The 25,621-nt window shown below is 38.3% G+C and carries 24 protein-coding genes, 2 tRNA genes, 1 other RNA gene and 1 pseudogene; 15 read left to right on the top strand and 13 right to left on the bottom strand.

Translation table 11 applies throughout. The features are described from left to right. Nucleotides 1-60: 60 nt before the first annotated feature. Complete coding sequence (gene prfA / locus DM558_RS13745; protein ID WP_127164477.1) at nt 61-1,143, bottom strand: peptide chain release factor 1; 1,083 nt, start codon at nt 1,141-1,143, stop codon at nt 61-63. 322 nt (nt 1,144-1,465) lie between these two features. Between prfA and DM558_RS13740 the strand changes: the two genes are divergently transcribed. The 6 genes from DM558_RS13740 (at nt 1,466) to DM558_RS13715 (ending at nt 7,113) form a co-directional block, all read left to right on the top strand. Next, entirely contained in the window at nt 1,466-3,184 is a 1,719-nt protein-coding gene (locus DM558_RS13740) for a tetratricopeptide repeat protein (RefSeq protein WP_127164476.1), read from the top strand. Next, nucleotides 3,185-3,823: a lipoprotein insertase outer membrane protein LolB gene (gene lolB, locus DM558_RS13735; protein ID WP_127164475.1), complete on the top strand. Its 639-nt coding sequence runs from the start codon at nt 3,185-3,187 to the stop codon at nt 3,821-3,823. 1 nt (nt 3,824) lies between these two features. Continuing rightward, entirely contained in the window at nt 3,825-4,697 is an 873-nt protein-coding gene (gene ispE / locus DM558_RS13730) for a 4-(cytidine 5'-diphospho)-2-C-methyl-D-erythritol kinase (protein ID WP_127164474.1), read from the top strand. A 75-nt stretch (nt 4,698-4,772) separates the two neighbouring features. Continuing rightward, a complete protein-coding gene (locus DM558_RS13725; RefSeq protein ID WP_127164473.1) occupies nt 4,773-4,997 on the top strand; it encodes a bacterioferritin-associated ferredoxin in 225 nt (74 codons plus the stop codon). A 105-nt stretch (nt 4,998-5,102) separates the two neighbouring features. Next, nucleotides 5,103-5,579, top strand: a complete 477-nt coding sequence (bfr, locus tag DM558_RS13720; RefSeq protein WP_127164472.1) for a bacterioferritin — start codon at nt 5,103-5,105, stop codon at nt 5,577-5,579. Between the two features lie 220 nt (nt 5,580-5,799). Further along, nucleotides 5,800-7,113 (top strand): haloacid dehalogenase-like hydrolase, encoded by a 1,314-nt coding sequence (locus tag DM558_RS13715; protein ID WP_228411763.1) that lies wholly within the window; start codon nt 5,800-5,802, stop codon nt 7,111-7,113. A 306-nt stretch (nt 7,114-7,419) separates the two neighbouring features. Here the strand turns inward: DM558_RS13715 and rsmD are convergent, their stop codons facing one another. From rsmD to DM558_RS13700, 3 genes are read right to left on the bottom strand one after another with little or no spacing between them, the layout of a single operon-like run. Then, nucleotides 7,420-7,983 carry a 16S rRNA (guanine(966)-N(2))-methyltransferase RsmD gene (gene rsmD, locus DM558_RS13710; RefSeq protein ID WP_228411762.1) on the bottom strand — a complete coding sequence of 188 codons (564 nt, stop codon included), beginning with the start codon at nt 7,981-7,983 and terminating at the stop codon, nt 7,420-7,422. Between the two features lies 1 nt (nt 7,984). Next, nucleotides 7,985-9,430 (bottom strand): M16 family metallopeptidase, encoded by a 1,446-nt coding sequence (locus DM558_RS13705; RefSeq protein ID WP_127164470.1) that lies wholly within the window; start codon nt 9,428-9,430, stop codon nt 7,985-7,987. Continuing rightward, nucleotides 9,423-10,751, bottom strand: a complete 1,329-nt coding sequence (locus DM558_RS13700) for a M16 family metallopeptidase (RefSeq protein WP_228411869.1) — start codon at nt 10,749-10,751, stop codon at nt 9,423-9,425. The genes DM558_RS13705 and DM558_RS13700 overlap by 8 nt, the downstream gene beginning before the upstream one ends. A gap of 195 nt (nt 10,752-10,946) precedes the next feature. Between DM558_RS13700 and ftsY the strand changes: the two genes are divergently transcribed. The 8 genes and pseudogenes from ftsY (at nt 10,947) to epsC (ending at nt 18,216) form a co-directional block, all read left to right on the top strand. After that, nucleotides 10,947-12,428 (top strand): signal recognition particle-docking protein FtsY, encoded by a 1,482-nt coding sequence (gene ftsY, locus DM558_RS13695; RefSeq protein ID WP_127164468.1) that lies wholly within the window; start codon nt 10,947-10,949, stop codon nt 12,426-12,428. Between the two features lie 2 nt (nt 12,429-12,430). After that, nucleotides 12,431-13,099, top strand: coding sequence for a cell division ATP-binding protein FtsE (gene ftsE, locus DM558_RS13690; RefSeq protein WP_109704004.1), 669 nt, complete (start codon nt 12,431-12,433; stop codon nt 13,097-13,099). After that, the gene (gene ftsX, locus DM558_RS13685; RefSeq protein WP_127164467.1) at nt 13,099-14,076 is read left to right on the top strand and encodes a permease-like cell division protein FtsX; all 978 of its coding nucleotides are present in this window, start codon (nt 13,099-13,101) and stop codon (nt 14,074-14,076) included. The genes ftsE and ftsX overlap by 1 nt, the downstream gene beginning before the upstream one ends. Before the next feature lie 151 nt (nt 14,077-14,227). Further along, nucleotides 14,228-15,088 carry an RNA polymerase sigma factor RpoH gene (gene rpoH, locus DM558_RS13680; protein WP_127164466.1) on the top strand — a complete coding sequence of 287 codons (861 nt, stop codon included), beginning with the start codon at nt 14,228-14,230 and terminating at the stop codon, nt 15,086-15,088. A 195-nt stretch (nt 15,089-15,283) separates the two neighbouring features. Then, nucleotides 15,284-15,360: transfer RNA gene (locus DM558_RS13675), tRNA-Arg, on the top strand. A 35-nt stretch (nt 15,361-15,395) separates the two neighbouring features. Then, nucleotides 15,396-15,472, top strand: a tRNA-Arg gene (locus tag DM558_RS13670). 309 nt (nt 15,473-15,781) lie between these two features. Next, a pseudogene (gene mgtE, locus DM558_RS13665) lies at nt 15,782-17,086 on the top strand (magnesium transporter); the annotation flags it as partial. A 191-nt stretch (nt 17,087-17,277) separates the two neighbouring features. Further along, complete coding sequence (gene epsC, locus DM558_RS13660; protein WP_127164464.1) at nt 17,278-18,216, top strand: serine O-acetyltransferase EpsC; 939 nt, start codon at nt 17,278-17,280, stop codon at nt 18,214-18,216. Between the two features lie 53 nt (nt 18,217-18,269). Here epsC and ffs read toward each other — a convergent pair. The 9 genes from ffs to DM558_RS13615 all read right to left on the bottom strand — a co-directional run bounded on the left by ffs (nt 18,270) and on the right by DM558_RS13615 (nt 24,497). Further along, nucleotides 18,270-18,366: signal recognition particle sRNA small type (gene ffs, locus DM558_RS13655), an RNA gene on the bottom strand. A 138-nt stretch (nt 18,367-18,504) separates the two neighbouring features. Next, on the bottom strand, nt 18,505-19,842 hold the full coding sequence (gene hslU / locus DM558_RS13650; protein ID WP_127164463.1) for an ATP-dependent protease ATPase subunit HslU: 1,338 nt from the start codon (nt 19,840-19,842) through the stop codon (nt 18,505-18,507). Between the two features lie 24 nt (nt 19,843-19,866). After that, entirely contained in the window at nt 19,867-20,394 is a 528-nt protein-coding gene (hslV, locus tag DM558_RS13645; RefSeq protein ID WP_109704010.1) for an ATP-dependent protease subunit HslV, read from the bottom strand. Between the two features lie 175 nt (nt 20,395-20,569). Beyond that, on the bottom strand, nt 20,570-20,959 hold the full coding sequence (locus DM558_RS13640; RefSeq protein WP_127164462.1) for a hypothetical protein: 390 nt from the start codon (nt 20,957-20,959) through the stop codon (nt 20,570-20,572). A 107-nt stretch (nt 20,960-21,066) separates the two neighbouring features. Continuing rightward, nucleotides 21,067-21,492, bottom strand: a complete 426-nt coding sequence (locus DM558_RS13635; RefSeq protein WP_127164461.1) for an acyl-CoA thioesterase — start codon at nt 21,490-21,492, stop codon at nt 21,067-21,069. Between the two features lie 5 nt (nt 21,493-21,497). After that, nucleotides 21,498-22,622 carry a glycosyltransferase gene (locus DM558_RS13630; protein ID WP_127164460.1) on the bottom strand — a complete coding sequence of 375 codons (1,125 nt, stop codon included), beginning with the start codon at nt 22,620-22,622 and terminating at the stop codon, nt 21,498-21,500. An 81-nt stretch (nt 22,623-22,703) separates the two neighbouring features. Beyond that, on the bottom strand, nt 22,704-23,432 hold the full coding sequence (dnaQ, locus tag DM558_RS13625) for a DNA polymerase III subunit epsilon (protein ID WP_109704014.1): 729 nt from the start codon (nt 23,430-23,432) through the stop codon (nt 22,704-22,706). 17 nt (nt 23,433-23,449) lie between these two features. Next, nucleotides 23,450-23,905, bottom strand: coding sequence for a ribonuclease HI (rnhA, locus tag DM558_RS13620; RefSeq protein ID WP_109704015.1), 456 nt, complete (start codon nt 23,903-23,905; stop codon nt 23,450-23,452). After that, a complete protein-coding gene (locus tag DM558_RS13615) occupies nt 23,898-24,497 on the bottom strand; it encodes a class I SAM-dependent methyltransferase (RefSeq protein ID WP_127164459.1) in 600 nt (199 codons plus the stop codon). Before DM558_RS13615 ends, rnhA begins: the two co-directional genes overlap by 8 nt. Before the next feature lie 311 nt (nt 24,498-24,808). Here DM558_RS13615 and gloB point away from each other — a divergent pair, with 311 nt between their 5' ends. Next, nucleotides 24,809-25,594, top strand: a complete 786-nt coding sequence (gene gloB / locus DM558_RS13610) for a hydroxyacylglutathione hydrolase (protein ID WP_127164903.1) — start codon at nt 24,809-24,811, stop codon at nt 25,592-25,594. Nucleotides 25,595-25,621 lie beyond the last annotated feature (27 nt).

Genomic DNA, 25,621 nt, shown 5'->3' with positions numbered 1-25,621 from the left:
TGTTAAAATATTTTTCTAAACGTTAGAACTGACTCCAGTCATTCTTGAAGGAGAGCGCCCTTAATCCCCTAATGCTGCCAATTGATCCGCTTGATATTCAGCACGTAAAGGTTCAATTACGGACTCAATTCCACCTGCAATAATATCGTCTAAAGAATACAGGGTTAAATTAATTCGATGATCGGTTAAACGCCCTTGAGGGAAGTTATAAGTCCGAATGCGTTCAGAACGATCGCCCGATCCTACTAAAGATTTACGTGTATCCGCAATTTCTTTTTGAGCAGCATTTTGTTGTTGATCATTTAATTTCGCAAAAAGCCACGACATTGCTTTGGCTTTATTCTTATGTTGAGAACGCTCTTCCTGACAACTTACTACAATTCCTGAAGGAATGTGTGTAATACGTACAGCTGAGTCTGTCTTATTAATATGCTGACCACCCGCCCCTGATGCACGGTATGTATCAATACGCAAATCTGCAGGATTAATTTCTATTTCTTGTTGCTCGTCTGGTTCAGGAAGTACCGCAACGGTACAGGCCGACGTATGAACGCGCCCTTGTGACTCAGTCTCTGGAACACGCTGTACTCGGTGAGCACCTGACTCAAACTTTAGAAAGCTATAAACATGATCACCTTCAATTCTTGAAATGACTTCTTTATAACCGCCATGTTCACCTTCATTAGCAGACAATATTTCTACGCGCCAACCTCGTTTCTCCGCATAACGTGAATACATTCTAAACAAATCACCCGCAAAAATAGCAGCTTCATCCCCCCCCGTTCCCGCTCTAATTTCTAAATACACATTACGTGCATCATTAGGATCTTTGGGTAATAACATTTTTTGCAGATCATTTTCTAAAGACTCTATTGAGTTTTGTAGATCTGCAATTTCTTCTTCGGCCATTTCCTTTAGGTCAGGATCAGCATCTTTTAATAACTCTTTAGCACCAGTCAAATCTGATTGTGCTTTAGTAAGCTCTCTAAATGTTTTTATAACAGGATCAATTTCAGCGTATTCTTTAGAATATTCACGAAATTTATTTTGATCACTAATAACTTCAGCATCACCTAATAAGGCGGTTATTTCTTCGTAGCGATCTTGCAGGATTTCTAATTTACTTAATAAAGAAGGTTTCATTATTCTATCAGCCAATAATTTTCAGGTTATCTTGTATCCCCATGGTTTTAATACAAACACCATTAGGAGACGTTATATATTCATCAGCCACCCTAGCTAATATAGACCAATACGCATAATGAACTCACAGATTAAATAGAAGATTAAATAAGCCGATTATTGTATCATTAAAATAAATAACGACTCTAGTAATCATTTTCGTTAACACATAAAAACAAGTATACTAATCCACTAATCAGATTATTTTACACGGATTAAGAATCTTAACTGTAAACTCATTTCTGAAATAACCTTATTCTCTAAAGTAATATTATTTTTTGCTATGAAACGACTTTCTTTTTTACCTTGCGCCTTAGCTTTTTTTGTGGGGGGATGCAATCTTTTAACAAATAAGCAGCCAATCGACAAGCCTGCTTCTAGCGCCTTACAACCTGCACAAGAAGAAAAAACCAGGCCATTCACAAAAGATACGCTATCGGCACTCCTTATTGCAGAGTTTGCAGATCGCCGAGGTGATTTTGAAAAAACACTCTCTATTTATGTCGAACAAGCAAAGAAAACGAATGATCCAAACGTAGCGAAACGCGCTTATGAGATTGCTTCTTTTCTAGAAAATCATGCAGAACAGTTGGACATGGCTATGTTGTGGGCAAAAACAGCGCCTAATAGTGAACAAGCAAATAGAGCAGCTCTATTTGAATTGTCACGAAATAATATGACGGACGATATCGCGCCCTATTTAGAAAAAGTGTTTACACAAACTCATACACTTGATTTCTTACTACTTGATAATAATGTATTACCTGCTGAGTCTTACCCCCAGCTAATCAATTATATAGACCAACTGTCGATAAAATACCCTAACAATAATCGTCTCACCTATACAAAGGCAGCTCTTCTTTCTAGTAACAAAGAGCCTCAAAAAGCATTAATTACATTAAATACACTGCCAACAAACATACAACAACAAAGTGAAGTTATTTTACTTAAAACTTATTTGCTACAAAGGACAGGAAAAACGGAAGAATCCATCGCCTTACTCAATAAAGAAATCAAGAACACATCACAAAATAAACAACTACGCCTAAACCTTGCACATCGCCTGATTAGTGACGGCAAGTTAGTAGAAGCAAAACAACAATTTTTATTGCTTACTCAACAATACCCAACCGATGAAGATATAAGATTCGCCTTAGTGCTTGTTTGCTTAGAAACGCAACAGTGGGATGAAGCAATCAACTATCTAAACATCATGCTTGAACACGGCGTCAACCCTAGTGTTGTTTATTTCTATTTAGCTTCGGCCTATGACAATAAAGGCGAAAAGGAAAAAGCACTGAGTTATTATCAACAAGTTAATGATGAAGAAAATTTCCTTAATGCCACCGCTAATGCGGCTAAAATTCTTTTTGAACAGAATAAAACTAAAGAAGCCCAACAATACTTAGCAAAAGCACGTAAAGATCAACCTGCTTTTAGCACGCCGCTTTACTTATTTGAAGTAGAAGCACTACAAAACCAAAATAAATTATCAACAGCTTGGCAACTTATTAATCAAGCAATAAAAGCTGATCCTAAAAATACCAGCTTATATTATAGCCGCGCCTTATTGGCAGAAAAAAGTAACAATATTGCTCAAGCAGAAAAAGATTTGCGCTATATTATAAGGCTAGAGCCTAATAACGACAGCGCAATCAATGCACTCGGCTATATACTAACCGAAAAAACAACACGCTATAGAGAAGCATTACAACTTATAAAACAAGCCTACTCATTAAATCCTACCAATCCTGCCACATTAGATAGCATGGGATGGGTATACTATAAACTAGGAAAGCTCACAGAAGCTCAAGAGTATTTACAGCAAGCGTATGACAATTATCCCGACCCAGATATAGCTGCGCACTTAGGTGAAGTACTTTGGAAGCTAAATGATAAGGAGCAAGCCAAAGCTATATGGTCAAAAGCTCTAGAAGAAAACCCTCAACATACCACCATATTAGACACAATAAAACGTTTAACAGGATCCAAGGAATTATAAATGAAGTACAAAACTTATTTTCGATCATTAGCGCTTATTGGAACTTTATTACTCATGGCAGGTTGCGGACTTTTTTCTCATCAAGAAAAGTCCAGCACCCCTGAACAAAACTGGCAACAACATCAAGCTAAAATATCAACATTAGACACATGGCAAGTTGACGGTAAAGTAGGCATAAAAGCTGGAAAAGAATCAGGTAGTGCAACACTGGCTTGGTTACAACAATTTAATTATTATGACATTCGTTTATCCGGCCCTATGGGTCGTGGTGCCACACGTATTGTAGGACAAAAGGGCAACGTATCGATAGAGATTGCTGGACAAGGTAAATATAGCGCAACAACACCAGAAGAACTTTTACAAGAACAACTAGGTTGGAATATTCCCATCTCCAATCTCGTATGGTGGATTAAAGGCTTACCTGCCCCGGAAACACCTTATACTTACAAACTCAACGCAGAAAACCAACTACAAGAATTAAAACAGGATAATTGGACAATTCAATATCAAAAATATCAAGACAATAATGGTTACTGGTTACCAGAGCGCATTATTGCTGAAGGACAAGATATACGTGTCACGATTGTTCTCAAACAATGGACTCTTCGAAAAATGGGCAAAGAAATAGCTGGTTTATGAAATGAGCAATAAATTGCCAACGGATGCTGAGCTTGTATTACCTGCACCTGCAAAATTAAACTTATTTTTACATATTACTGGTAGACGGGCCGATGGTTATCATAATCTACAAACTATTTTTCAATTTCTAGATTATGCAGACGAACTATTTTTTAATACCCGTAATGATGGCATTATAAAGCTTCACACCCATTTTATTGATGTTCCCCATGATAGTAATTTAATTACTAGAGCAGCTAACTTACTAAAAGCACAAACCAAAACGCCTTTAGGTGCAGATATTTGGATCAATAAAAAACTACCGATGGGTGGAGGTATTGGTGGTGGAAGCTCTAATGCGGCCACTACACTTTTAGCACTCAATCGCTTATGGAATACTCGTTGCGATTTTTCAAAACTAGCATCATTAGGGCTACAGTTAGGGGCTGATGTGCCTGTATTTATTCAAGGTAAAGCCGCTTTTGCTGAAGGTATTGGAGAACAACTTACATTTATAAAGCCTCCTGAACAATGGTATCTAGTAGCCATCCCTGAAATTAATGTTAATACAGCCAACGTTTTTAAAGATCCTAATCTTACACGTAACACGTCTTCCATAAACCAACAAGATGTTTTATTAATCGATGGGCATAATGATTGCCAAGCAGTGGTTCTAAATAACTACCCCGTCGTAAAACATGCTTTTACCTTGATGAGTGAACAATACCCCACTAGGATGACAGGGACAGGCGCTTGTTTATTTTCAGCATTTACAACTCAAGAGCAAGCCCTAAAAGCTCAAAATCAACTCGCAACACAATTAAGCTGTTTTGTTGCACAATCGACTAATCATTCTTTGCTACATCGCACATTAGGAATAAATAGCGGATTCTAAATGCGAACCTTATTGACAATGATTATCATTTAAACTAAGATTATCTCAATTATAATTTTTGAGGTATTAAATAGTATGTATGTTTGTCTATGTCAAGGTATTACTGATAAAGATATTCGTGATGCTATCAACAGCGGATGTAGCTCATATAAAGAAGTGAGAGCTGCACTAAACATCGCGAGCCAATGTGGTAAATGTGGTTGTTTAGCTAAACAAATCACTAAAGAATCTATGGTTGAAGCGCAACTTAGTAGCTCTGCAGTTGTTCATTTTAATCCTAATGAAATAAATAATTATTAAAGAAAAATAATAAGCATTACTGTTTGTAATGCTTTGTATACAAGCAATTTGACTTTTTGTAACTTCCGTCGCACAATAAAAAGAAATAACGATGGGAATAAACAAATGAAAGGTAATAAAATAGTAATTCAACACCTCAATAAAGTGTTAGCTAATCAATTAGTGGCTATCAATCAGTTTTTTTTACATTCACGCATGTATAACGACTGGGGGCTAGAAAGTTTAGGCGATAATGCTTACCACCACTCGATTAAAGAAATGAAACAAGCTGATAAAGTAATTGAGCGTATTCTTTTTCTTGAAGGTTTACCTAACTTACAAGACTTAGGTAAATTATCGATTGGTGAAAATACAGAAGAAATGATTGATTGCGATCTAAAGCAAAAGCAAAAATCAACCAGTGACCTACGTGATGCTGTCATCTGCTGTGAAGAAACAAACGACTATGTGAGCCGCGACTTACTAAAACATATTCTATGCGAAGAAGAAGAACACATTGACTGGCTAGAAGCACAAGTTGGTTTAATTAAGAAAATGACTATCAAAAACTACCTACAAAATAGTGTAAAAAAAGAAGATTAATTAATTCTAAAGACTGAAAGCTAGCTAAGATTTTGTATTCCCACCTTAGACTAGCTTTTATTTTTTCTACTACAATAAATGGACTCTCCCTATCAAGAATCGGAACTTTGTACCAATACCTGACACATATCAAGTAGATAAGAAGAAGCCCACTTCTTTATAAATAATTTCTTTATAGTAATACCCTGAGTAGTTCATACAAACTCAGGAGAGATTTACTATGCCCAAAATGAATAAACTAATTATTGCATTAACTACTATAACAAGTTTACTAGCCACCAATGTTGTATTAGCAGAGTCCGTACAACAAAAAATACCTAGCAACCAAGCAACAACCCAGCAAAACACACAGAAAATAGCTCAAGGTAACTGGGATAGTTTTAACCGTGACCAAATCAATAAAATGATTGCGCTTTATGGCAATACTAGTCCTAATTATGATGCACAAAATCCACCATATGCTGTCTTTGACTGGGATAACACATCCGTCTTTCTAGACATTCAAGAAGCGCTAATGATCTACCAGATAGAACATCTAGCCTTCAAAATGACACCCAAAACCTTAAATGAAGTCATTCGAAAAAATATCCCTAAAGATAATTTTACGAAAGCGATGAATAACAAAGAAGGAAAGCCTGTTAATATTGACTTAATCGCCCAAGATATCGTTAATAACTATCAATGGATCTATGATAATTATGATCAAATGAATGGAAAACTTTCTTTAGAAAAAATTAAAGATACCCCACAATACAAAGAGTTTTCAACTAAGCTCCGCTATTTATACGGTGCCATAGGTGAGTCATTTGATGTATCTATCGCTTATCCATGGGTCACTTACTTATTTACAGGTCTCACAGAACAAGACATTGCCAAGCTAACAGATGAAACCGTTAAATGGCAACTTACACAACCGATTACAAAAGTAACATGGGAAAGTCCAGAAATTACTAGCAAAGCAGGACAAGTATCCACTGCTTGGAATAATGGTTTACGCCTTTCACCTGAGATGCAAGATCTTTATACCAAACTACGCAGTGCTGGTATTGACGTATGGGTATGCTCTGCCTCATTTATCGACGTGATTAAAGAGGTTTCATCTAACCCCGCATTTGGTTACAACAATCCCAAAGATCACGTTATTGCAATGGAATTAGAGCGCGATAAAGACGGCAAACTTCTACCAGAATACCGTAAAGGCTACACACAAACACAAGGCCCTGGTAAAACAGTAGAAATTAAGCGTTTAATTGCACCTAAATACCAAAACAAAGGCCCTATCCTTGTTGCAGGTGACAGTGAGGGCGACCAAAATATGTTCCAAGACTTTGCCGATACGAAAGTAGTTATTATTATCAATCGGTTAAAAGGACCAAACAATATTATTGGAAAACTCTCAAAAGAAGCAGTTGAAACCTACAAAAAGCCACAGGCGAAATACTTGCTACAAGGGCGTGATGACAACAAAGGGGTATATCTACCCTCACAAAAATCCATTAAGCTAGGATCAACAACAGAAAAAGCATTGCCTTAAGTAAACGCAAAACAAAAGCCAGCAATTAAAAACTACTGGCTTTTTTATGTATACAGAGACTAACAATCAGCGAAGTAGCAAAAGAAGTTATTGGCAGATATAAACATTCACTCTACCCTTAACATTCTCCTGAAAATATTTAGTCTATTTATGTTATTTTTTTTAATGGTAAAAAAATTGAGGTTAACTCAAATAAAAGTGCTCAAAAAAAACTCTCCTTTATCAGAAAAAATAGTCTTTGTAACGCCTCTATTAAACTAAGACAAATATCTGCTTTCTACTCAAGCAATGTATAAATTGATCCAACTAACGAGTACGCCACAGCGTATAATAAACTTGTCCCGCTTTCTTTTCACGATAGGCGGTCCAATCACGCGGCATAACAAGTTGACTAGGTGATAATTCAGACTCTGTGTAAACCCAAGCATCATCCGTTAACCATTTATTGTTTACCAATAACTTACAACATGGTTCAAGCATTGCTTTACCAAACGGAGGATCTAAAAAAACCAAATCAAATGTTCGTGCTACAGGTTGATCTAAAAACAACAAAGCACTTTGATTTAATAACGTCGCTTTTTGGCAATTTAATAACTGTATTTGTTTTTTTAAGTGGTTTATAACCGAAACGTTTACATCTAACAAGGTAGCATGGCTAGCACCACGTGATAATGCCTCAAGTGAAAGCGCGCCACTACCAGCAAACAAATCTAAAACGCTTGCTCCCTCAATATAAGGAGCAAGCCAATTAAATAATGTCTCTCTTACACGATCAGGTGTGGGGCGTAGACCTTCTGCATCAAGAATTGTTAACTTACGGCTACGCCATTCACCACCAATAATTCTTAACTGACCTTGCTTTGTTACCACGTTAATTTGGTGCTCCCATCACTTTTTTGTCACCTTCTGTTGGAGTTGGCAATGCTTGCTGTTTAACAGTAGGCCCAACAGTTACAATAATAAAATCATCCACATTTATGTGTTTATTCATGGCTGTCTTAACTTGCTCTACAGTCAATGCCTGCACTTTACTCATATAATCTTCTAAGTAATCTAAGGGCAAATTATAAAATCCTATTGATCCTAACTGCCCAACTATACTGCTATTGCTCGCATTAACAAGTGGAAAATTCCCTGCTATTTCACGCTTTGTATCGTCTAGCTCTTGTTGTGTCGGGCCTTTGGCTAAGTAATCACGCACAACCTCTTTAATGAGTCCAATACTCCCCTCGGTCATTTCAGCACGTGTTTGTAGACCGATTGAGAAAGGGCCCGCTACTTGCATAGTAGAAAAACCTGAATAAATACCATAAGTCAAGCCTCTACGTTCCCTCACCTCTTTCATAAGGCGAGAGGTTAAATTCCCCCCACCCAAAATTTGGTTACCAACAGACAACGCAACATAGTCAGGGTCATTACGGGTAACCCCTAGCTCACCCATGCTAATGTGCATTTGCTGTGAAGTAAACTCTGTATGATATTTACCTGCTTTAGCAGGTATTGGGCTGGCAATTACTGGTAACACTTCACCTTTAGGTAAGGAATTAGAAATTTTCTCTGCTATTTCTTTAGCTTGTTTTTTTGATAAATCACCTACAATAGCAATAACGAGGTTTTTTGCTGTATAAGTCTTTTTATAAAAACTCTCTAAATCTTTAATCGTCATCTCTTTAACACTTTCAGGGTTACCTGCAATGTTATGAGCATAAGGGTGATCACCATAGAGTTTGTCATAAAAGGCTTTTGTCATTATTTTATTAGGTGTTTTTTTGTCAATTTCAAACCCTGTTAACAATTGATCTTTAAGCCGATCAAAAGAACTTTTTGGAAAAGTAGGCGCACTAATAACGTCTGTTAATAGATTCAACGCCACTTGGCTCTTCTTAGCCTCTGTCAAACTACGCAACGAAACAATAGCCATATCACGATAAGAGCCATTACCAAAGTCAGCGCCTACCCCTTCAAAGGTTTTAGCTATCTCAGTGACATCCTTACCTTTAACACCCTCATTAAGCATCGCATTGGTTAATAAAGCAACACCCGGCTTATTACCATCACGACTGCTGCCAGCGGCAAATGTCAGCTGAATATCAAACATAGGCAAGTCATGAGCTTCAACAAATAATACCTTACTACCTGCGCTTGTACGCCACTCTTCAATATTGAGATGACGCACCGTTGGAGCCGACTGACTTAAGTGAGATAACGATTGGACTTTAGCGCCAACCTCTGATTCTGCATAGCTATTACTGATAAAAGGGAGAGAACAAGCCATTGCCAACGGAAGTACCCATGCTTTCTTTTTCCAATTAGTCATTATTATTCTCCTTTTCTGGTAAAACATACGCCGTTGTTAAGCGATCGCGAGTAAAATATTTTTTAGCTACGCGCTGAATATCCTCAGGCGTTACAGCTTCTATCTCTTCCAGCTCTTTATCATATAACTGCCAAGGAAGATCAACAGCCTCTAATGTTCCTATCATCATTGCTTGACTAGAAATAGAATCTCGTGAATAAACTAATGAAGCAACCAATTGTGCTTTCACTCTATCTAGTTCTTCCTTCGTTGGTTTAGTGGTTTTTAACTGATCTAACAATTGCCATATTCCCTTCTCCACATCAGCAATACTTTTACCTTTTTGTGTATTAGGTAAAGCGTTAAAAATAAATAACGTATCACCGCGCGTAACCGCCGAATAGCCGGCGCCTGCTCCTGTCACTAATTCTTGCTTTAACTCTAATTCGGTGGTTAAGCGTGCACTATCACCGCCATCTAATAACGCAGCAATCAACTCTAATGTATAAGCATCACGCTTATTTTCTGCCGTTGAAAGGCTAGGCACATTAAAGCCCATTAACAGAGTAGGAAGCTGAGCTTTCACATGAATATTCAGTTTTCTATCCCCAGGATTAGCAAGTTCTAACGGCTTTTTACCTATAATATCGGGTTGCCTTGGAATATGACCAAACCACTGATTAGCCTGTTTTTTAGCCTCATCAAGAGTAATATCACCTACCAAGACAAGTACAGCATTGTTAGGTGCGTACCAGCGGTGATACCAAGCCCTTAAATCTTCAACACTCATACGATCTAGGTCAGCACGCCAACCAATCGGCGGATTGTGATAACCACTGGCAGGATAAGCCAAACTTCTAAAACGTTCATAAGCCAATGCATTAGGATTGTCATCCGTGCGTAATCTACGCTCTTCTTTAATCACTTCGATTTCTTTGGCAAACTCATCGGCAGGTATTTTTAATGTCGCCATCCTGTCAGCTTCCAACTCTAATGCAACGGGGAGCCTATCTTTGGCTAGAACTTGATAGTAAACCGTTACATCATCTGACGTAAAAGCATTTTCTTGAACACCTAAGTTACTAAGTATTTGAGAAGCCTCACCTGCTTCAGCTTTACTACTGCCTTTAAACATCATATGTTCTAAGGCATGTGAGAGCCCAGTAGAACTTGGCGCCTCAAAACTTGAGCCAACCTTATACCATAGTTGTGAAACAATAACAGGGGCACGATGATCTTCTCGCACAACCACTTTGAGGCCGTTATCTAAAGTAAATTCATGGGTTGATTGAGAGGGTGCTGCAAAAGCATTAAGCGAAAGAACAGTAATGCTCAAGGACATTACAAAATGGCGAATAATCATCAAACCTACCTGTTTTAAATAGAAAATATAGTATGATTGAATACTAACAATCAATTACAATATGTTAGGATAATACATTTATTGGTCATAATGTACCAAAGCTAACACTTATTTAGCATCTAATGCTTTGTTACATAATTTATACATAGAATTGTTATTGAGATAAATCGGCTTATGTCAAACTCTACAGATAATCAGAATCCCCCCTCAGACGATAAAGAAAAGAAAGGTCTCTTTAGCTGGTTTCGTCGTAAACCTAAAACAGATAAATCTGAAGAGCCTACTGAAAATCTGGTACCCGAAGAAACATCGATAGAAACACCAGAAAGCATTGATTCAGAAGATGACACGTCACTACCTGTTGAAGAGTCTAAAACAGACAATATATCTGAATCGTTGACCAAAGCAGAAATACACATTACTTCTCCAACAGAACCTATTGTTGCACAAGAAGAAAAAACACCAGAGATATCTGAACCAGAACCAGAACCAGAACCAGAACCAGAACCAGAACCAGAACCAGAACCAGAACCAGAAAATATTAAAGCTGTAGCAGTTGAAATCAAAGCGGATGAGCAACAAGTAGAAAAAATAAAATCATCCCCCATAGAAACATTGGAAATAAATAAACCATTAACGAACGAAACAGAAACAGAAACAGAAACAGAAACAGAAACAGAAACAGAAACAGAAACAGAAACAGAAACAGAAAAGAATGAGGCAACAACATCTGAAAAGAAAGGTTTTTTTGCAAGACTTAAACAAGGGTTAGCAAAGACTAGTGCTTCTTTTGGGGAAGGTATCGCCAGCATTTTCTTAGGCAAAAAAGAAATCAATGATGAGCTTTTAGAAGAAATAGAAACATTATTACTGACATCTGATGTTGGTTTTGATGCCACCAATGCCATTATTGAAAGCTTAACTAAAAAAATTCAACGCAAACAACTTGCAGATAGTGGGGCGCTTTATCAAGCACTCAAACAAGAACTCGTTGATATGTTAAAGCCTGTTGAACAACTATTAGCTATTAATAATGAGCACAAACCCTTTGTTATATTAGTTGTTGGTGTTAACGGTGCAGGAAAAACAACGACCATTGGCAAACTCACTAAAAAACTACAGCTTGAAGGGAAAAAAGTAATGCTAGCGGCGGGCGATACTTTCCGTGCGGCAGCCGTAGAACAACTGCAAGTCTGGGGAGATAGAAATGGTATCCCTGTGGTTGCTCAGCATACAGGCGCAGATTCTGCTTCCGTTATATTTGATGCAGTACAATCAGCTAAATCAAAAGGTATTGATGTTTTAATTGCAGATACAGCAGGTAGACTTCATAATAAAGAAAACCTTATGGAAGAACTGAAAAAAGTTCGTCGCGTTATAACCAAAATTGACGAATCAGCTCCCCATGAAACTTTATTAGTACTGGATGCAGGAACTGGCCAAAATGCATTAAGCCAAGCTAAACTTTTTAATCAAGCAGTGCCTTTATCGGGTATTGCTTTAACAAAATTAGATGGAACAGCAAAAGGTGGTGTTATTTTTGCTTTAGCAAACCAGATGCAGCTTCCTATTCGTTATATTGGTGTTGGTGAGGGAATAGATGATTTACGCCCCTTTGAGGCTGAATCATTTGTACAAGCTATTTTCAAGGACTAATCATGATACGCTTTGATCATGTAGCAAAACGCTATCCTAATGGCCATGTTGGCTTACATGAACTCTCATTTCATGTAAAACGTGGTGAGTTTCTTTTTGTAACAGGCCACTCAGGAGCCGGTAAAAGTACACTTTTACGATTACTACTAGCTATGGAGCGCCCAACTGATGGCAAGATCATTTTAGCAGGACAAGATTTATCCCGTATTTCCACTGCCCATATACCTTTCTTAAGGCGCCAGATAGGAGTTGTTTTTCAGAACCATCAATTACTTTTTGATCGTAATGTTTTTGCTAATGTTGCACTCCCCTTACAAATTCTTGGGATGAGTAAAGACGATATTTACAAGCGTGTAATCACAGCGCTTGACCGCGTCGGCCTCAAAGAAAAAGCAGACCAGTTCCCCAATGATATATCAACGGGGCAACAACAACGTGTTGGCATTGCCAGAGCGATTGTTCACCAACCTTTGCTATTACTTGCAGATGAACCAACGGGGAATCTAGACCCTCGTCTAGCCTCTGAAATCATGGGAATTTTCCAAGACATTAACAGCTTAGGAACAACGGTTCTTATTGCTAGCCACGACTTAGCACTGATTGCCCGTATGCGTCATCGGTTATTAACCTTACAACGTGGCCGCTTAATTGGTGATGGAGAAGCCGCTTAATGAATGAAGTAAAACAAAAACGTGATAACGAAAAAAGGCTCACTGACGATCCTTCTTTTTCACAACTTTTTCATGCTTGGATAGAAAGCCACCAAGCAAGTTTTATGGACAGTTTTCTTCGACTTATAAAACACCCTATCGGAAGCTTTTTTACCTGTCTAGTTATTGCTGTTGCACTTAGCTTACCAATGGGACTATCCATCATCTTAAAAAACGTTAATGCTTTGGCGGGCTCATGGCAACAAGCGGCACAGATTTCTTTATTTTTACATTTAGATGTAGATGATGAGCAAGCCATAAAATTACAAGAAGAGCTTAAACAAAATCCTGCAATTGAATCAACAAAACTGATCACCCAAGAGCAAGCCGTTAAAGAGTTCCAAGAGCAAACAGGCTTAGGTGAAGCACTACAAGCACTCCCTAACAACCCACTGCCTGCTGTTCTTGTTGTCACGCCTAAAAAGCTTGATCAAACCACAATTGTATCACTTGAAAAAGAGCTACAAGCACTACCCTCTGTAGATAGAGCAGAGCTGGACATGCAATGGGTTGAGCGCTTAATGGCTATCCTAAAACTGGGTGAAAAATTTGTTTTTGGTATTACTGTGTTGTTAATTGCAGCCTTACTCTTAGTCATTGGTAACACTATCCGCCTAGCGATTGAAAACCGTCGAGCGGAAATAGAGGTGATCAAACTGGTAGGTGGTACAGATGGCTATATACGTCGCCCTTTTATTTATATGGGAGCACTCTATGGGCTTATGTCTGGGCTTCTAGCATGGGCATTATTAGCATTTGGTTTGAATTGGATTAATGCCTATGTTATAAAATTGGCCGGTTTATATGCCAGTGACTTTAAATTATCCAGTGTATCGCTTGAAGATGCTTTCTCATTAATCATTGGAGCCATTTTATTAGGTTGGATTGGCGCATGGCTTGCTGTAGCGAAACATCTTAGGGAGTTAGCACCAAGATAAACCCTATAAAAACAATACATTACACTCTTGAAATAATTTAAAAAAACTTATTGGTAGCGGAACTATTTAATATTCTTTATAGTCTAAATATAATAGCACTTAATAAGATTTATTTGGTTTTATTAGGTAGATCAATTCTTAGGAGAATCGAATGTCAAAAAACCTAATTTCTGCTCAATTATTAACACCGGGAGCTAATCTAGAGGCCTATGTGCACTCTGTTAATAGCCTACCGTTGTTAACAGCAGAACAGGAGCATGAACTGGCAGATCGGCTCTATTATGAACAAGATTTAGATGCTGCTCGTCAGTTGGTATTGGCTCATCTACGTTTTGTCATCCATATTGCTCGTAGTTATGCTGGTTATGGCTTACCACAAGCAGACCTTATTCAAGAAGGTAACGTCGGTTTAATGAAAGCCGTTAAACGTTTTAATCCGGAAGTAGGCGTACGCCTTATTTCTTTTGCTGTGCATTGGATTAAAGCAGAAATTCATGAGTTTATTCTCAAAAACTGGCGTATTGTTAAAATTGCGACAACAAAGGCACAACGTAAACTGTTCTTCAATTTACGTAGTAAGAAGAAGCGCTTAAATTGGCTAAATAACGAAGAAGTTGCGAATGTTGCACAAGAACTGGGTGTTGATGCCAAAGATATTCGCGAAATGGAAAGTCGTTTAACGGGTGCAGATATGGCGTTTGATCCTGCGTCAGATGATGAAGATGATACAGCGATCTATTCACCTGCAGCCTATTTAGAGGATAATCGCTATAATCCTGCGACTCAACTAGAAGATGCTGACTGGTCTGATAGTTCTACAAATAATCTACACGATGCACTTGAAATGTTAGATAAACGTAGTAAAGATATATTACAACAACGTTGGTTATCAGATAATAAAGCAACATTGCATGATTTAGCAGAAAAATACAATGTTTCTGCTGAGCGTATTCGCCAGCTAGAAAAGAATGCAATGGATAAATTAAAACGAAATATGTTAATAGAAGCATAACATAGATAGTCAAAAGGCCACTTTCTAGTGGCCTTTTTATTTCTCTTATCCTGGCTATTAGTTCATTGCTACTGCCATACACAATAACAATCTCTACTACCTTAGTAAATAATTTTCAATAAACCCTTGCTCAAATCCCCGTTATAGCGTATAGTTCGCGACTGCAAATTAAGACTTGCTTTATTGTTTTATTGTGCGCTCGTAGCTCAGCTGGATAGAGTACTCGGCTACGAACCGAGCGGTCAGAGGTTCGAATCCTCTCGAGCGCGCCATTCAATTATAAAGTAATATCCTATTTGCCAATTGCGCGCTCGTAGCTCAGCTGGATAGAGTACTCGGCTACGAACCGAGCGGTCAGAGGTTCGAATCCTCTCGAGCGCGCCAAATACTAAAAAACCTGCACTTGCAGGTTTTTTTTTAAGGTCACTTTATAAAAACTACTTTTTCCTTTGGAAATATTCGCCGAATAGGTATGTTTTTTAATCCATAGATATCATGTATTACATATTGATTAAATAACTCCTAAGATGCGCTTCTGAGTATCTAGGAGTGGGGACTTACATGACGGAAATCGAAACCAAACAACAAGAGTCTTTACAAGATCGGTTCGACCAAATACAAACATTACTCCGACAATACTCAAAAGAAAAAACGCAAGCAAAAGAAGAGCAAATACCTTTTCATCCTGATTATACCGAGCTTCAGAAGAAACTAGAAGAACTCCACTCTGCCGATATTGCCGACTTACTAGAGGCACTACCATTAGATGAGCGTTTATTACTATGGCAGTGTGTAAAATCTGATCGTGATGGCGATATTCTTTTAGAAGTATCTGACGCGGTACGTGAATCGTTATTAGCGGACATGGATGATCACGAGATCATTGCTGCCGCTAAAGAGTTAGATACCGATGAGTTGGCAGATTTAGCGCCAGAACTTTCGAATGACGTCCTGCAAGAGCTCATCAGCTCTCTAGATACACAAGACCGTGAGCAACTACAATCCGCTTTATCTTATGAAGAGGATCAAGTGGGTGCGCTGATGGATTTCGAAATTCTCAGCATCCGCGATGATGTCACGCTAGAGGTTGTTTTACGCTATTTACGCCGTTTTAAAGAATTCCCAGATCATACTGATAAAATCTTTGTCGTTGACTCAGCGTCTGTTTTAAAGGGTGTACTACCTATTAAACAACTCTTATTGAATGATCCTGATATTCTTGTCTCTGATGTCATGTCTGACGATCCTGTCGTGTTTAATCCAGACAATGATGCCTACGAGGCGGCCCAAGCATTTGAACGATATGACTTAATTTCAGCACCAGTTGTCGATAAAAATAATAAACTCATTGGTCGTTTAACCATTGACGAGATGGTTGACTTAATCCGTGAAGAAACTGAAACTGAGATGCTAAACATGGCGGGGTTAAGAGAGGATGAAGACATCTTCGCTTCTGTTTGGCGTTCATTGCGTAACCGTTGGGCATGGTTAGCCATTAATCTAATCACCGCATTCATTGCATCACGAGTTATTGGTTTATTTGATGGCACTATTGAAAAGCTAGTTGCGCTCGCGGCTTTAATGCCTATTGTCGCAGGAATAGGCGGAAACTCTGGTAATCAAACGATTACCATGATTGTAAGAGCAATGGCATTAGATCAAATTACAACCGCTAATACTTTTCGGCTACTGCGAAAAGAATTAAGCGTTTCATTTATTAATGGTATCGTTTGGGGTAGCGTCATTGGTGTAGTCGCTTATTATCTCTATGGCAGTTGGTCACTTGGCATCGTTATGACTTTAGCCATGACACTAAATCTATTACTATCAGCATTAATGGGAGTTATCATCCCCATGGCAATGGTAAAATTTGGTAGAGATCCGGCTATTGGTTCAAGCGTTATGATTACAGCAATAACAGATAGCGGTGGATTCTTCATATTCTTAGGACTTGCCACTTTATTTATGGGCTTCGGTATCTTACCTGCAACGAGCTAATCACAAAATAGACACAGACTGTTATTTTATATACAACACTAATCGTCTGTGTAGATCAATAATGAACCTTTTTTAATCTAGAAATATACAAATAACATGTAATGTGGCAATATCATTCACAAACAGCAAATAAAATTAATACTATTCTTATTAAAACTATCTAAATATTTTCATACTGGTCGGAGCACTTAATGGTTATAAAAACACATAACACCTATTGCAAAGCCACTAACTCTTGGGGCTTACAAACAATAGTTGATCAGCTAAAAGAGGTAAGATCAGAGTGGCGAACTAATCATGGCAGAACACGCAATGTCGGACGGGAGCTTCCCTCTCGCACAATCATGAATGAAATCATCGATACAATCAGTCGTGCGCTTTTCCCCATGCGTTTAGGCCCTTCAGACCTAAGAGAGGAAAGTGAAGATTTTTATGTGGGTCATTCATTAGATGCTGCTCTCAATGCCTTACAAAATCAAGCCTATCTTGAGCTTTGCTATAATGCTAAATATCAAGGCAAACATATTGATGATATTTCAGCAGAAGCAACACGAATCGTCCAAGAGTTTGCTTTTGCTTTGCCTACCATACGCAAATTACTGGATACTGATGTTATCGCCGCCTATCATGGTGACCCTGCAGCACGAAGTGTTGATGAAGTACTACTTTGTTATCCTGGGGTATTGGCTATTATTCACCACCGTATTGCTCATTACCTCTATACATCGGGATTAACGCTATTAGCACGTATTATCTCTGAAATTGCACACTCCACCACAGGTATTGATATACACCCAGGTGCTACGATTGGAGAAAGCTTCTTTATCGATCATGGTACAGGGGTAGTGATTGGTGAAACCTGTATTATTGGTAATCATGTCCGTATTTATCAGGCGGTGACATTAGGTGCAAAACGTTTTACTGCGGATGAGTCAGGACATCTACAAAAAGGTTATCCCCGTCACCCGATTGTTGAGGATGATGTGGTTATCTATGCAGGAGCAACAATATTAGGCAGAGTAACTATCGGCAAAGGATCTATCATTGGTGGTAATGTATGGCTGACTAAAAGTGTTCCTGCCGATAGTAGCGTTTCTCAAGCTAATATTAAGAATGAATCTTGTTGCTAAAAAATAGGCATAAAAAAAGCGCTCATTTGGGCGCTTTTCACATTAGGTGGCTCCTCTATTAGCCGCACCTCGGCACATAATGTCACTACTATGGCTGCTTCCTTCCGGACCTGACCAGATTGATAGTTAATTATTGCGAAGGGACCAATAGAGTCGCCATTAATCGGTAATAAAAACTGTGTGTGTATTCTACTGATTTATTGAGAAGTTACAAGCCTTAATTTACAGTTTTTTTGTCTAGATCTTCATTGAACTCACCTTCTAGGTAAGCTCAATGATATTTTAAAGCTATAGGATATAACGCGACAGATCCTCATCCTGCGCTAACTCACCTAGATGGCTATTTACATAAGCTGCATCAATGACAATAACTTCTTCACTTTTTGTTGCAAGATCTGATGCACTAAAAGAAACCTCTTCAAGAAGCCTCTCTAGCAAAGTATGTAAGCGACGAGCACCTATATTCTCAGTTTTTTCATTCACTTGCCATGCAATTTCTGCAATGCGTTTAATGCCTTCTTCCTTAAACTCAATATTAAGCCCTTCCGTTTTTAAAAGTTCTTGGTACTGATTGGTTAATGAAGCGTGAGGTTCCGTTAATATTCTCTCAAAGTCATTAGGTGACAATGCTTTTAACTCAACACGAATAGGTAAACGGCCTTGCAGCTCTGGCACTAAATCACTCGGTTTAGATAAATGAAAAGCCCCTGATGCAATAAAAAGAATATGATCTGTTTTAACCATACCTAATTTTGTATTCACCGTACATCCTTCAATCAAAGGTAATAAATCACGCTGAACACCTTCGCGAGAGACATCAGCCCCGCCCATATTGCCACGCTTAGCCACCTTATCTATTTCATCGATAAAGACAATACCATTTTGCTCCACTGCTTCTAAAGCTTTTGCTTTTAACTCTTCCTCATTAATCATACTCGCGGCTTCTTCATCACGAATAATTTTACGAGCATCTTTAATTTTTAGCTTTTGTGTTTGTCGTTTGCCTTTGTTCATGCCAGAGAATAAATTTTGTAACTGGCTTGTCATCTCTTCCATTCCTGGCGGCGACATAATTTCAACACCCACTGGTGTTGCAGCTACTTCAACTTCAATTTCTTTATCGTCTAATTGACCTTCGCGTAGACGTTTACGAAATAACTGGCGAGTATTATTATCTGTTGATGTGGCTTCTTTCTCAAACTCACCAGAGCGTGCAGGCGTTAATAAAGCATCTAAAATTCGCTCTTCAGCGGCATCTTCTGCGCGGTGATTAACATGTTTTATTTCTTGCTCTCTTAGCATTTTAATCGCCGCATCAGCAAGATCACGAATGATAGATTCCACATCACGGCCAACATAACCTACTTCTGTAAATTTTGTAGCCTCTACTTTTATAAAAGGTGCATTGGCCAAGCGCGCAAGACGACGGGCAATTTCTGTTTTACCAACACCGGTCGGCCCTATCATTAAAATATTCTTAGGGGTAACTTCAGCTTTTAGCTCCGCAGGTAGCTGCATACGCCGCCAACGATTACGTAAAGCAATAGCAACAGCACGCTTTGCATCATCTTGACCAATAATAAAACGGTTTAACTCATGGACAATTTCACGAGGTGTCATGGACATTATCTTACTCCACCTTTTTTCATTCTAATGACAATCAAGCTCTTCAATCGTCAAGTTTTGATTAGTATAAATACAAATACTACCTGCAATATTCAGTGCTGTTTCAGCAATTTCTTTCGCAGACATATCAGTACGCATTAATAAAGCCTTAGCAGCGGCTTGGGCATAAGGGCCACCAGATCCCATGGCTATTAATCCATCTTCGGGTTCCAAGACATCACCATTTCCTGTTAAAATCAATGACGCATCAGCGTTTGCTACTGCTAACATGGCCTCTAACCGACTCAACGATCGATCTGTTCGCCAATCCTTTGTTAATTCAACAGCAGCACGAATCAAATGACCTTGATGCTTTTCTAGTTGTGCCTCGAAGCGCTCAAACAATGTAAAGGCATCTGCTGTTGCGCCAGCGAAACCCGCAATAACTTGCCCATGATACAAACGGCGTACTTTTTTGGCATTACCTTTCATGATGGTATTGCCCAAAGATACTTGACCATCGCCCCCCATAACTACTTTACCATTGCGGCGAACCGAAACTATTGTGGTCAAAGTAAAATCCTCCAATGTCACTAGTAAATTATATTTTTATAATATGGGGATATTTTTTTGAACCTCAAGCTCCATTAAGGAGAATAAGTTACATAATGTTTTAATGATATGGCTATCAATGACTGGATTATGAGAAGTGGGTTCTTTTAGAAACAAGTCTAAGCAATAAAATTTATTATTGTACAAAAATAAATTTTACAGCCGCACCTTCAATATCAGAACCTTCTCGACTCATATTTTCTTTTTCAATAAAACGTCCTTGAACAGAAAAACTAGGCGGCAGATGTGAGTCAAATAAATTAGGTAATACGCTCGCTCCCCCGTTACTAACATCCTGTTTATTTTGAGTTTCTTTACCCAAAAAGAGAGGGTCTTTCTCTTTATCGTATTTTGAAACTTCAGGTAGCTTATCTGCCGACAATAATTGTTTATTGACTTGAACCCTTGTACCACTAGTAATAACATTTTTTATACCTACAGCACTCCCCTCGACAATATTCACACTGTTAGCATAGGTCAACACAGAAAAAAAACTGAGTAAAAAGATAGTTAATTTTTCTGCCATGATGTCTCCATTTGGTAAGATAGTATATCTATCAATATTGATTTAATTTTGTTATTTTTCAACATAAGGATGTAACCAATCATTTCATTAATCATTAAATGATACATTTACCTTGTAAGTGCAGGTTCATAGCACATCACTAACTTTTGGGGCATACGCTTTGGTTTACCCGTTGTCATTTGGATACAGCAAAAAACTGTTTGTGCCTGCAATATAGTTTGCCCAGTTTGTTGGTTTATTAATTGAAATTGGCGGGTTACCCTTAACTTATCCATGTCTGTAATCCATGTAGCCATCTGAAGCAAATTACCACTATAGCTACTGGCTAAATAGTCAATTTCATGACGAATAACAGCCATCGCTCGATCTAACTGCTGAAAAACACTCAATGTAAGCCCCAATTGATTAGAGTGTTGCCTTGCACATTGCTCTAACCAACGAACGTAAACTGCATTATTGACATGTCCCAACTCATCAATATCATTTATATTTGGGATAATATCAATGAGAAAAACAGGCTCTCTAATCCACATGTCAACTAAATACGGAACAACTGCATAAAAGGTAAATTCCAGAAAGTTTGCATCACAGAGTCATCAGAAAAGTGGCTATATAATTTAACTTGCATAGCATCATGGCAGCTTTGCAGCTGTGCTGGCGTTAGCTTGGACATTCGGACCATCGCTTCAGCTAAAAGATGCTCGTCTCCAAAAGGGAAAAGAATACCTACATCTTTTACCACTTCGCGTGCGCCACCACAATCAGAGCAAATAATAGGCACACTTGCAGCCATAGCCTCTAATAAAACCATACCAAAAGGCTCTCTATCTGAACTTAAAGCAAATACATCGAAGGCCTTAAAGTAACGTCTAGCTTGCTCTACCTGTCCTAAAAATAGAACATCCTCAGCAACACCGAGCTCTTTTGCCAAACCTCTTAACTGGTCAGCCAAACGCCCTTTTCCCATAATTGCCAGTTGACTATTTTTGGGTAAATCTGGTTTAGCTAAAGCAAATGCCCTTAACAAAGTTGCCTGATCTTTATCTGGGTGAAGACGGCCAACATTTCCTACAATCCAAGCATGTGGGTCTAAATGCAGGGCATTTCTTGCTTCTTTACTTGACAGCAATTTGCCTTTAACTGTATCAACATCAATTCGATTATAAAGCGTTTCGATGCGCTCAGGCTCCCATCGAGAAAGACTATTTCGAATATCATCTCTCACCGCATTTGAAACACCTAATAAACACAGTCTCTTTTTTTGCCAGTTTGCAAATACTTTACGCCCCCAACGGTCATAGTCGCCAAAAGCATGATGTACACCAATAATTGGTAACGAAGTCGCAAGACCAGCAATCCAAATAGGCTTAAAACGATGCGCAATACAAAACTTAAAGTTTCTTGAAGCTACAATTAACTTAAGGTCACGAATTGCTTTTAATTTCAAACCCCTAATTTCATTAGAGGTAAAGTTCATAAACAACACTTCATCAGAAGCGCATTGTTTCACAACGTCTGCGTTAGGCTTACCTGTTAAAAATACTGTCGTCACTTTATACGGTGTATTTTCAAAAAGGCTAGCGTATTGTCTTGCACAATCTAAAAAGGGGCTATCATAGCCATGACAAAACTGTAATACTCTGGACTCTACAGAACGAGCCATAAAATAGACTCCCCATCATAAATAATTAAATTATATAAAGTTTAACAGCCTAAACAGTTATTTTGTAGTTATTTAATACAATTAATTACTATCCGCTAAGGCCTTCCAAAGAGGTAAACCACCTGCTGACTTTTCTATTTCACTTAGGCGCAGTTCATGAGCTGCCAACTCTTCATCGGTTGCCCTTATGACCCTTGTTTGAGCACGATCCGTTGCTAACCGCTTGATAACTGTTGAACTGATACCATTTAAATCTTGACCACCGGCGGAATCTAAACCTAAATTTGTCTGCCCACCTGTCATGGTTAAATAAACATCGGCAAGTAACTCAGCATCGAGTAAAGCGCCATGCAACTCACGCCCAGAGTTATCTATATGATAGCGCTTACATAACGCATCCAGACTATTTCGCTGACCGGGATGCCTTTCCCTAGCCATCTGTAATGAATCGAGAATCGTACAATAGGAAGGGACATCCGCCCTATCATGCTGGCCTAAAAGCTCAAACTCATTGGTAATAAAACCGATATCAAACACGGCATTATGAATAATTAACTGTGCATCTTTTATAAACTCATAAAAGTCATCAGCAACTTCCTTGAATCTTGGCTTATCAATTAAAAATTCATTAGTAATACCATGAACCTTAATAGCTTCTTCGTCGATTTCACGATCAGGTTGTAAATACACATGAAAATGTCGATTGGTTAAACGCCTATTAATGACTTCAACACAGCCAATTTCAATAATTCGATGCCCTTCTGTTACAGGCATTCCTGTTGTTTCTGTATCTAATATTACACTTCTCATCATTTATCTACTTTTAATTAGCTTAAACTTTCAATAATTTCAGCTACACCACGATTAGCCAACTGATCCGCACGCTCATTACCAATATCGCCTGCATGCCCCTTAACCCAACGCCAAGTAACAGTATGCTTAGCAACTTGCTCATCAAGTCTTTTCCATAAATCAACATTCTTTACAGGCTTTTTATCTGCCGTTTTCCAATTTCTTTTTTTCCAGTTATCCATCCACTCAGTAATGCCTTTTTTAACATACTGAGAATCTGTATACAAATGAACTTCACATGGCCTCTTTAATACTGACAACCCCTCTATTGCTGCTAACAACTCCATCCGGTTATTCGTTGTTTCAGGCTCACCACCCCACAGCTCTTTTTCTATTTTTTTGTATAACAGCAAAGCTCCCCAACCACCTGGACCGGGGTTTCCCTTACATGCTCCATCGGTATACATTGTTACTATATCTAAATCACTCATTTACTTTTACATCACTCCTATTAACAACGGGTATTGGAGCCATACCTTTCAAAATATTAAGCCGCTTGTCTTCTAATACAGTAGGCCGAATCATTAATTTACGCGCACTAACAATATAAAATCCATTCCCTATCCACTTTCTTTGTTGCCCTAAAGTTTCAAATTTCATTGACTTACTACTTAGCGAATTACTGCGAGGCCAACTATAACCGCCAGTCCATCGTTGCTCAACTGAAAATCCTAATAATTTTAACCAATCAACTAATCTCGCGTAAGTAAGGCTGTGCGACCCATTCAAAATACTGGTTGTAAACCGCCGATAAATGCCCCAAGCACTGCGAGGATTAAGCCCAACAATTAATAAATGCCCACCAGGTCTAACGCAACGCGCTGCCTCTCTCAGCACATCATGCGGAGAAACGGCAAAATCAAGAGAGTGGTGTAAAATTATACACTCAACCCCTTCTGTCAGAATAGGCCACGCATGTTCTTGACACACAATATCTGCATGAGATGTCTTTCCACCTAGAGAAACGACTTCTCCTATATTTTTAATGGGTGAAGAAAGACTAAATAGCGGCCCTGTTTGCAATATAAAACGCCCAAAATAATGACTTAACGCCTCATCAATTAAGGGTTGTTCTAAAGAAAGTAAATTAGCCCCTTTTCCTGAGCTAAACCAAGACCTGATTCGAAACTCTTTCTGTTCTTTAGTAGATTTAAATAATGGGCTAATAATGCGACTCTCTTGTATAAGTTAAATTAGGTGAATTATAGAGGTAATATATTGATGACATAACCTACCATTTTATAAAACCCTTTACTAAATATTAATAACACCTTTAAAAATAAAAATTATCAGCGTAAGGTAGTACTATAACAAATTAGGACTAAAAATATATGATGTTAGAAATTGAAGCTTTACCAGCCTTCACTGACAATTATATCTGGCTAATAAAAAATCAAACAACCAAGCAAGCAGCGGTGGTTGACCCTGGAGATGCCAACCCTGTTTTAGCATGGTTAGAAAAAAATAAAGGCTGGCAACTATCTGACATCCTAATCACACACCACCATCAAGATCATATTGGCGGCATAAGCACGTTAAAAGCAAAAACATCGGCAACTGTATTTGCGCCCAACAATCCTGGCATTCCCAATAAAGACATTATTGTTACCAATAGCCAAATAATTCATATCATTGGCTCTCTATTGCGTGTTATTGCTGTGCCCGGACACACTCTCGATCATGTCGCTTATTACGCTCCAACTCAGAAAAATATGCCTGCACGATTATTTTCAGGCGACACACTCTTTTCTGGGGGCTGCGGCCGTGTTTTTGAAGGGACAATGGAACAAATGTATCACTCATTACAGCAACTTAACGAATTACCGCCTGATACTTTAATCTATCCTGCCCATGAATACACAGTAAGTAATCTAAAATTTGCAATAGCGGTGGAACCTAGTAATAATCTAGCCAAAGAGTATTTAGACAAATGCATAGGCTTAAGAGAGAGTCAACAAATAACACTTCCATCGACATTATCAATGGAACAACGAGTCAATCCTTTTTTGCGATGTGACCAAGTGTCTATCATCATGACAATAGAAAATACATTAAGACTCCATCCCACAGATGCTAAGGAGGTATTTTCAGACCTTAGAGAATGGAAAAATAAATTTTAATGTCTTTTTTTACTGAAAAAATGACAT

Source organism: Entomomonas moraniae, assembly GCF_003991975.1.
Taxonomy (GTDB): Bacteria; Pseudomonadota; Gammaproteobacteria; order Pseudomonadales; family Pseudomonadaceae; genus Entomomonas; species Entomomonas moraniae.
This window is presented reverse-complemented; position numbering and strand designations above follow the sequence as displayed.

Coding starts and splice junctions, on each gene's coding strand:
- DM558_RS13725 (WP_127164473.1), top strand. CDS start 4,773: ATGTATGTTTGTCTATGTCAAGGTATTACTGATAAAGATATTCGTGAT.
- ftsX (WP_127164467.1), top strand. CDS start 13,099: ATGAATGAAGTAAAACAAAAACGTGATAACGAAAAAAGGCTCACTGAC.
- rnhA (WP_109704015.1), bottom strand. CDS start 23,905: ATGAGTGATTTAGATATAGTAACAATGTATACCGATGGAGCATGTAAG.
- DM558_RS13635 (WP_127164461.1), bottom strand. CDS start 21,492: ATGTGGATTAGAGAGCCTGTTTTTCTCATTGATATTATCCCAAATATA.
- rpoH (WP_127164466.1), top strand. CDS start 14,228: ATGTCAAAAAACCTAATTTCTGCTCAATTATTAACACCGGGAGCTAAT.
- epsC (WP_127164464.1), top strand. CDS start 17,278: ATGGTTATAAAAACACATAACACCTATTGCAAAGCCACTAACTCTTGG.
- DM558_RS13630 (WP_127164460.1), bottom strand. CDS start 22,622: ATGGCTCGTTCTGTAGAGTCCAGAGTATTACAGTTTTGTCATGGCTAT.
- bfr (WP_127164472.1), top strand. CDS start 5,103: ATGAAAGGTAATAAAATAGTAATTCAACACCTCAATAAAGTGTTAGCT.
- DM558_RS13705 (WP_127164470.1), bottom strand. CDS start 9,430: ATGACTAATTGGAAAAAGAAAGCATGGGTACTTCCGTTGGCAATGGCT.
- prfA (WP_127164477.1), bottom strand. CDS start 1,143: ATGAAACCTTCTTTATTAAGTAAATTAGAAATCCTGCAAGATCGCTAC.
- DM558_RS13715 (WP_228411763.1), top strand. CDS start 5,800: ATGCCCAAAATGAATAAACTAATTATTGCATTAACTACTATAACAAGT.
- DM558_RS13700 (WP_228411869.1), bottom strand. CDS start 10,751: ATGTCCTTGAGCATTACTGTTCTTTCGCTTAATGCTTTTGCAGCACCC.
- ispE (WP_127164474.1), top strand. CDS start 3,825: ATGAGCAATAAATTGCCAACGGATGCTGAGCTTGTATTACCTGCACCT.
- hslU (WP_127164463.1), bottom strand. CDS start 19,842: ATGTCCATGACACCTCGTGAAATTGTCCATGAGTTAAACCGTTTTATT.
- lolB (WP_127164475.1), top strand. CDS start 3,185: ATGAAGTACAAAACTTATTTTCGATCATTAGCGCTTATTGGAACTTTA.
- dnaQ (WP_109704014.1), bottom strand. CDS start 23,432: ATGAGAAGTGTAATATTAGATACAGAAACAACAGGAATGCCTGTAACA.
- DM558_RS13640 (WP_127164462.1), bottom strand. CDS start 20,959: ATGGCAGAAAAATTAACTATCTTTTTACTCAGTTTTTTTTCTGTGTTG.
- ftsE (WP_109704004.1), top strand. CDS start 12,431: ATGATACGCTTTGATCATGTAGCAAAACGCTATCCTAATGGCCATGTT.
- gloB (WP_127164903.1), top strand. CDS start 24,809: ATGTTAGAAATTGAAGCTTTACCAGCCTTCACTGACAATTATATCTGG.
- DM558_RS13740 (WP_127164476.1), top strand. CDS start 1,466: ATGAAACGACTTTCTTTTTTACCTTGCGCCTTAGCTTTTTTTGTGGGG.
- ftsY (WP_127164468.1), top strand. CDS start 10,947: ATGTCAAACTCTACAGATAATCAGAATCCCCCCTCAGACGATAAAGAA.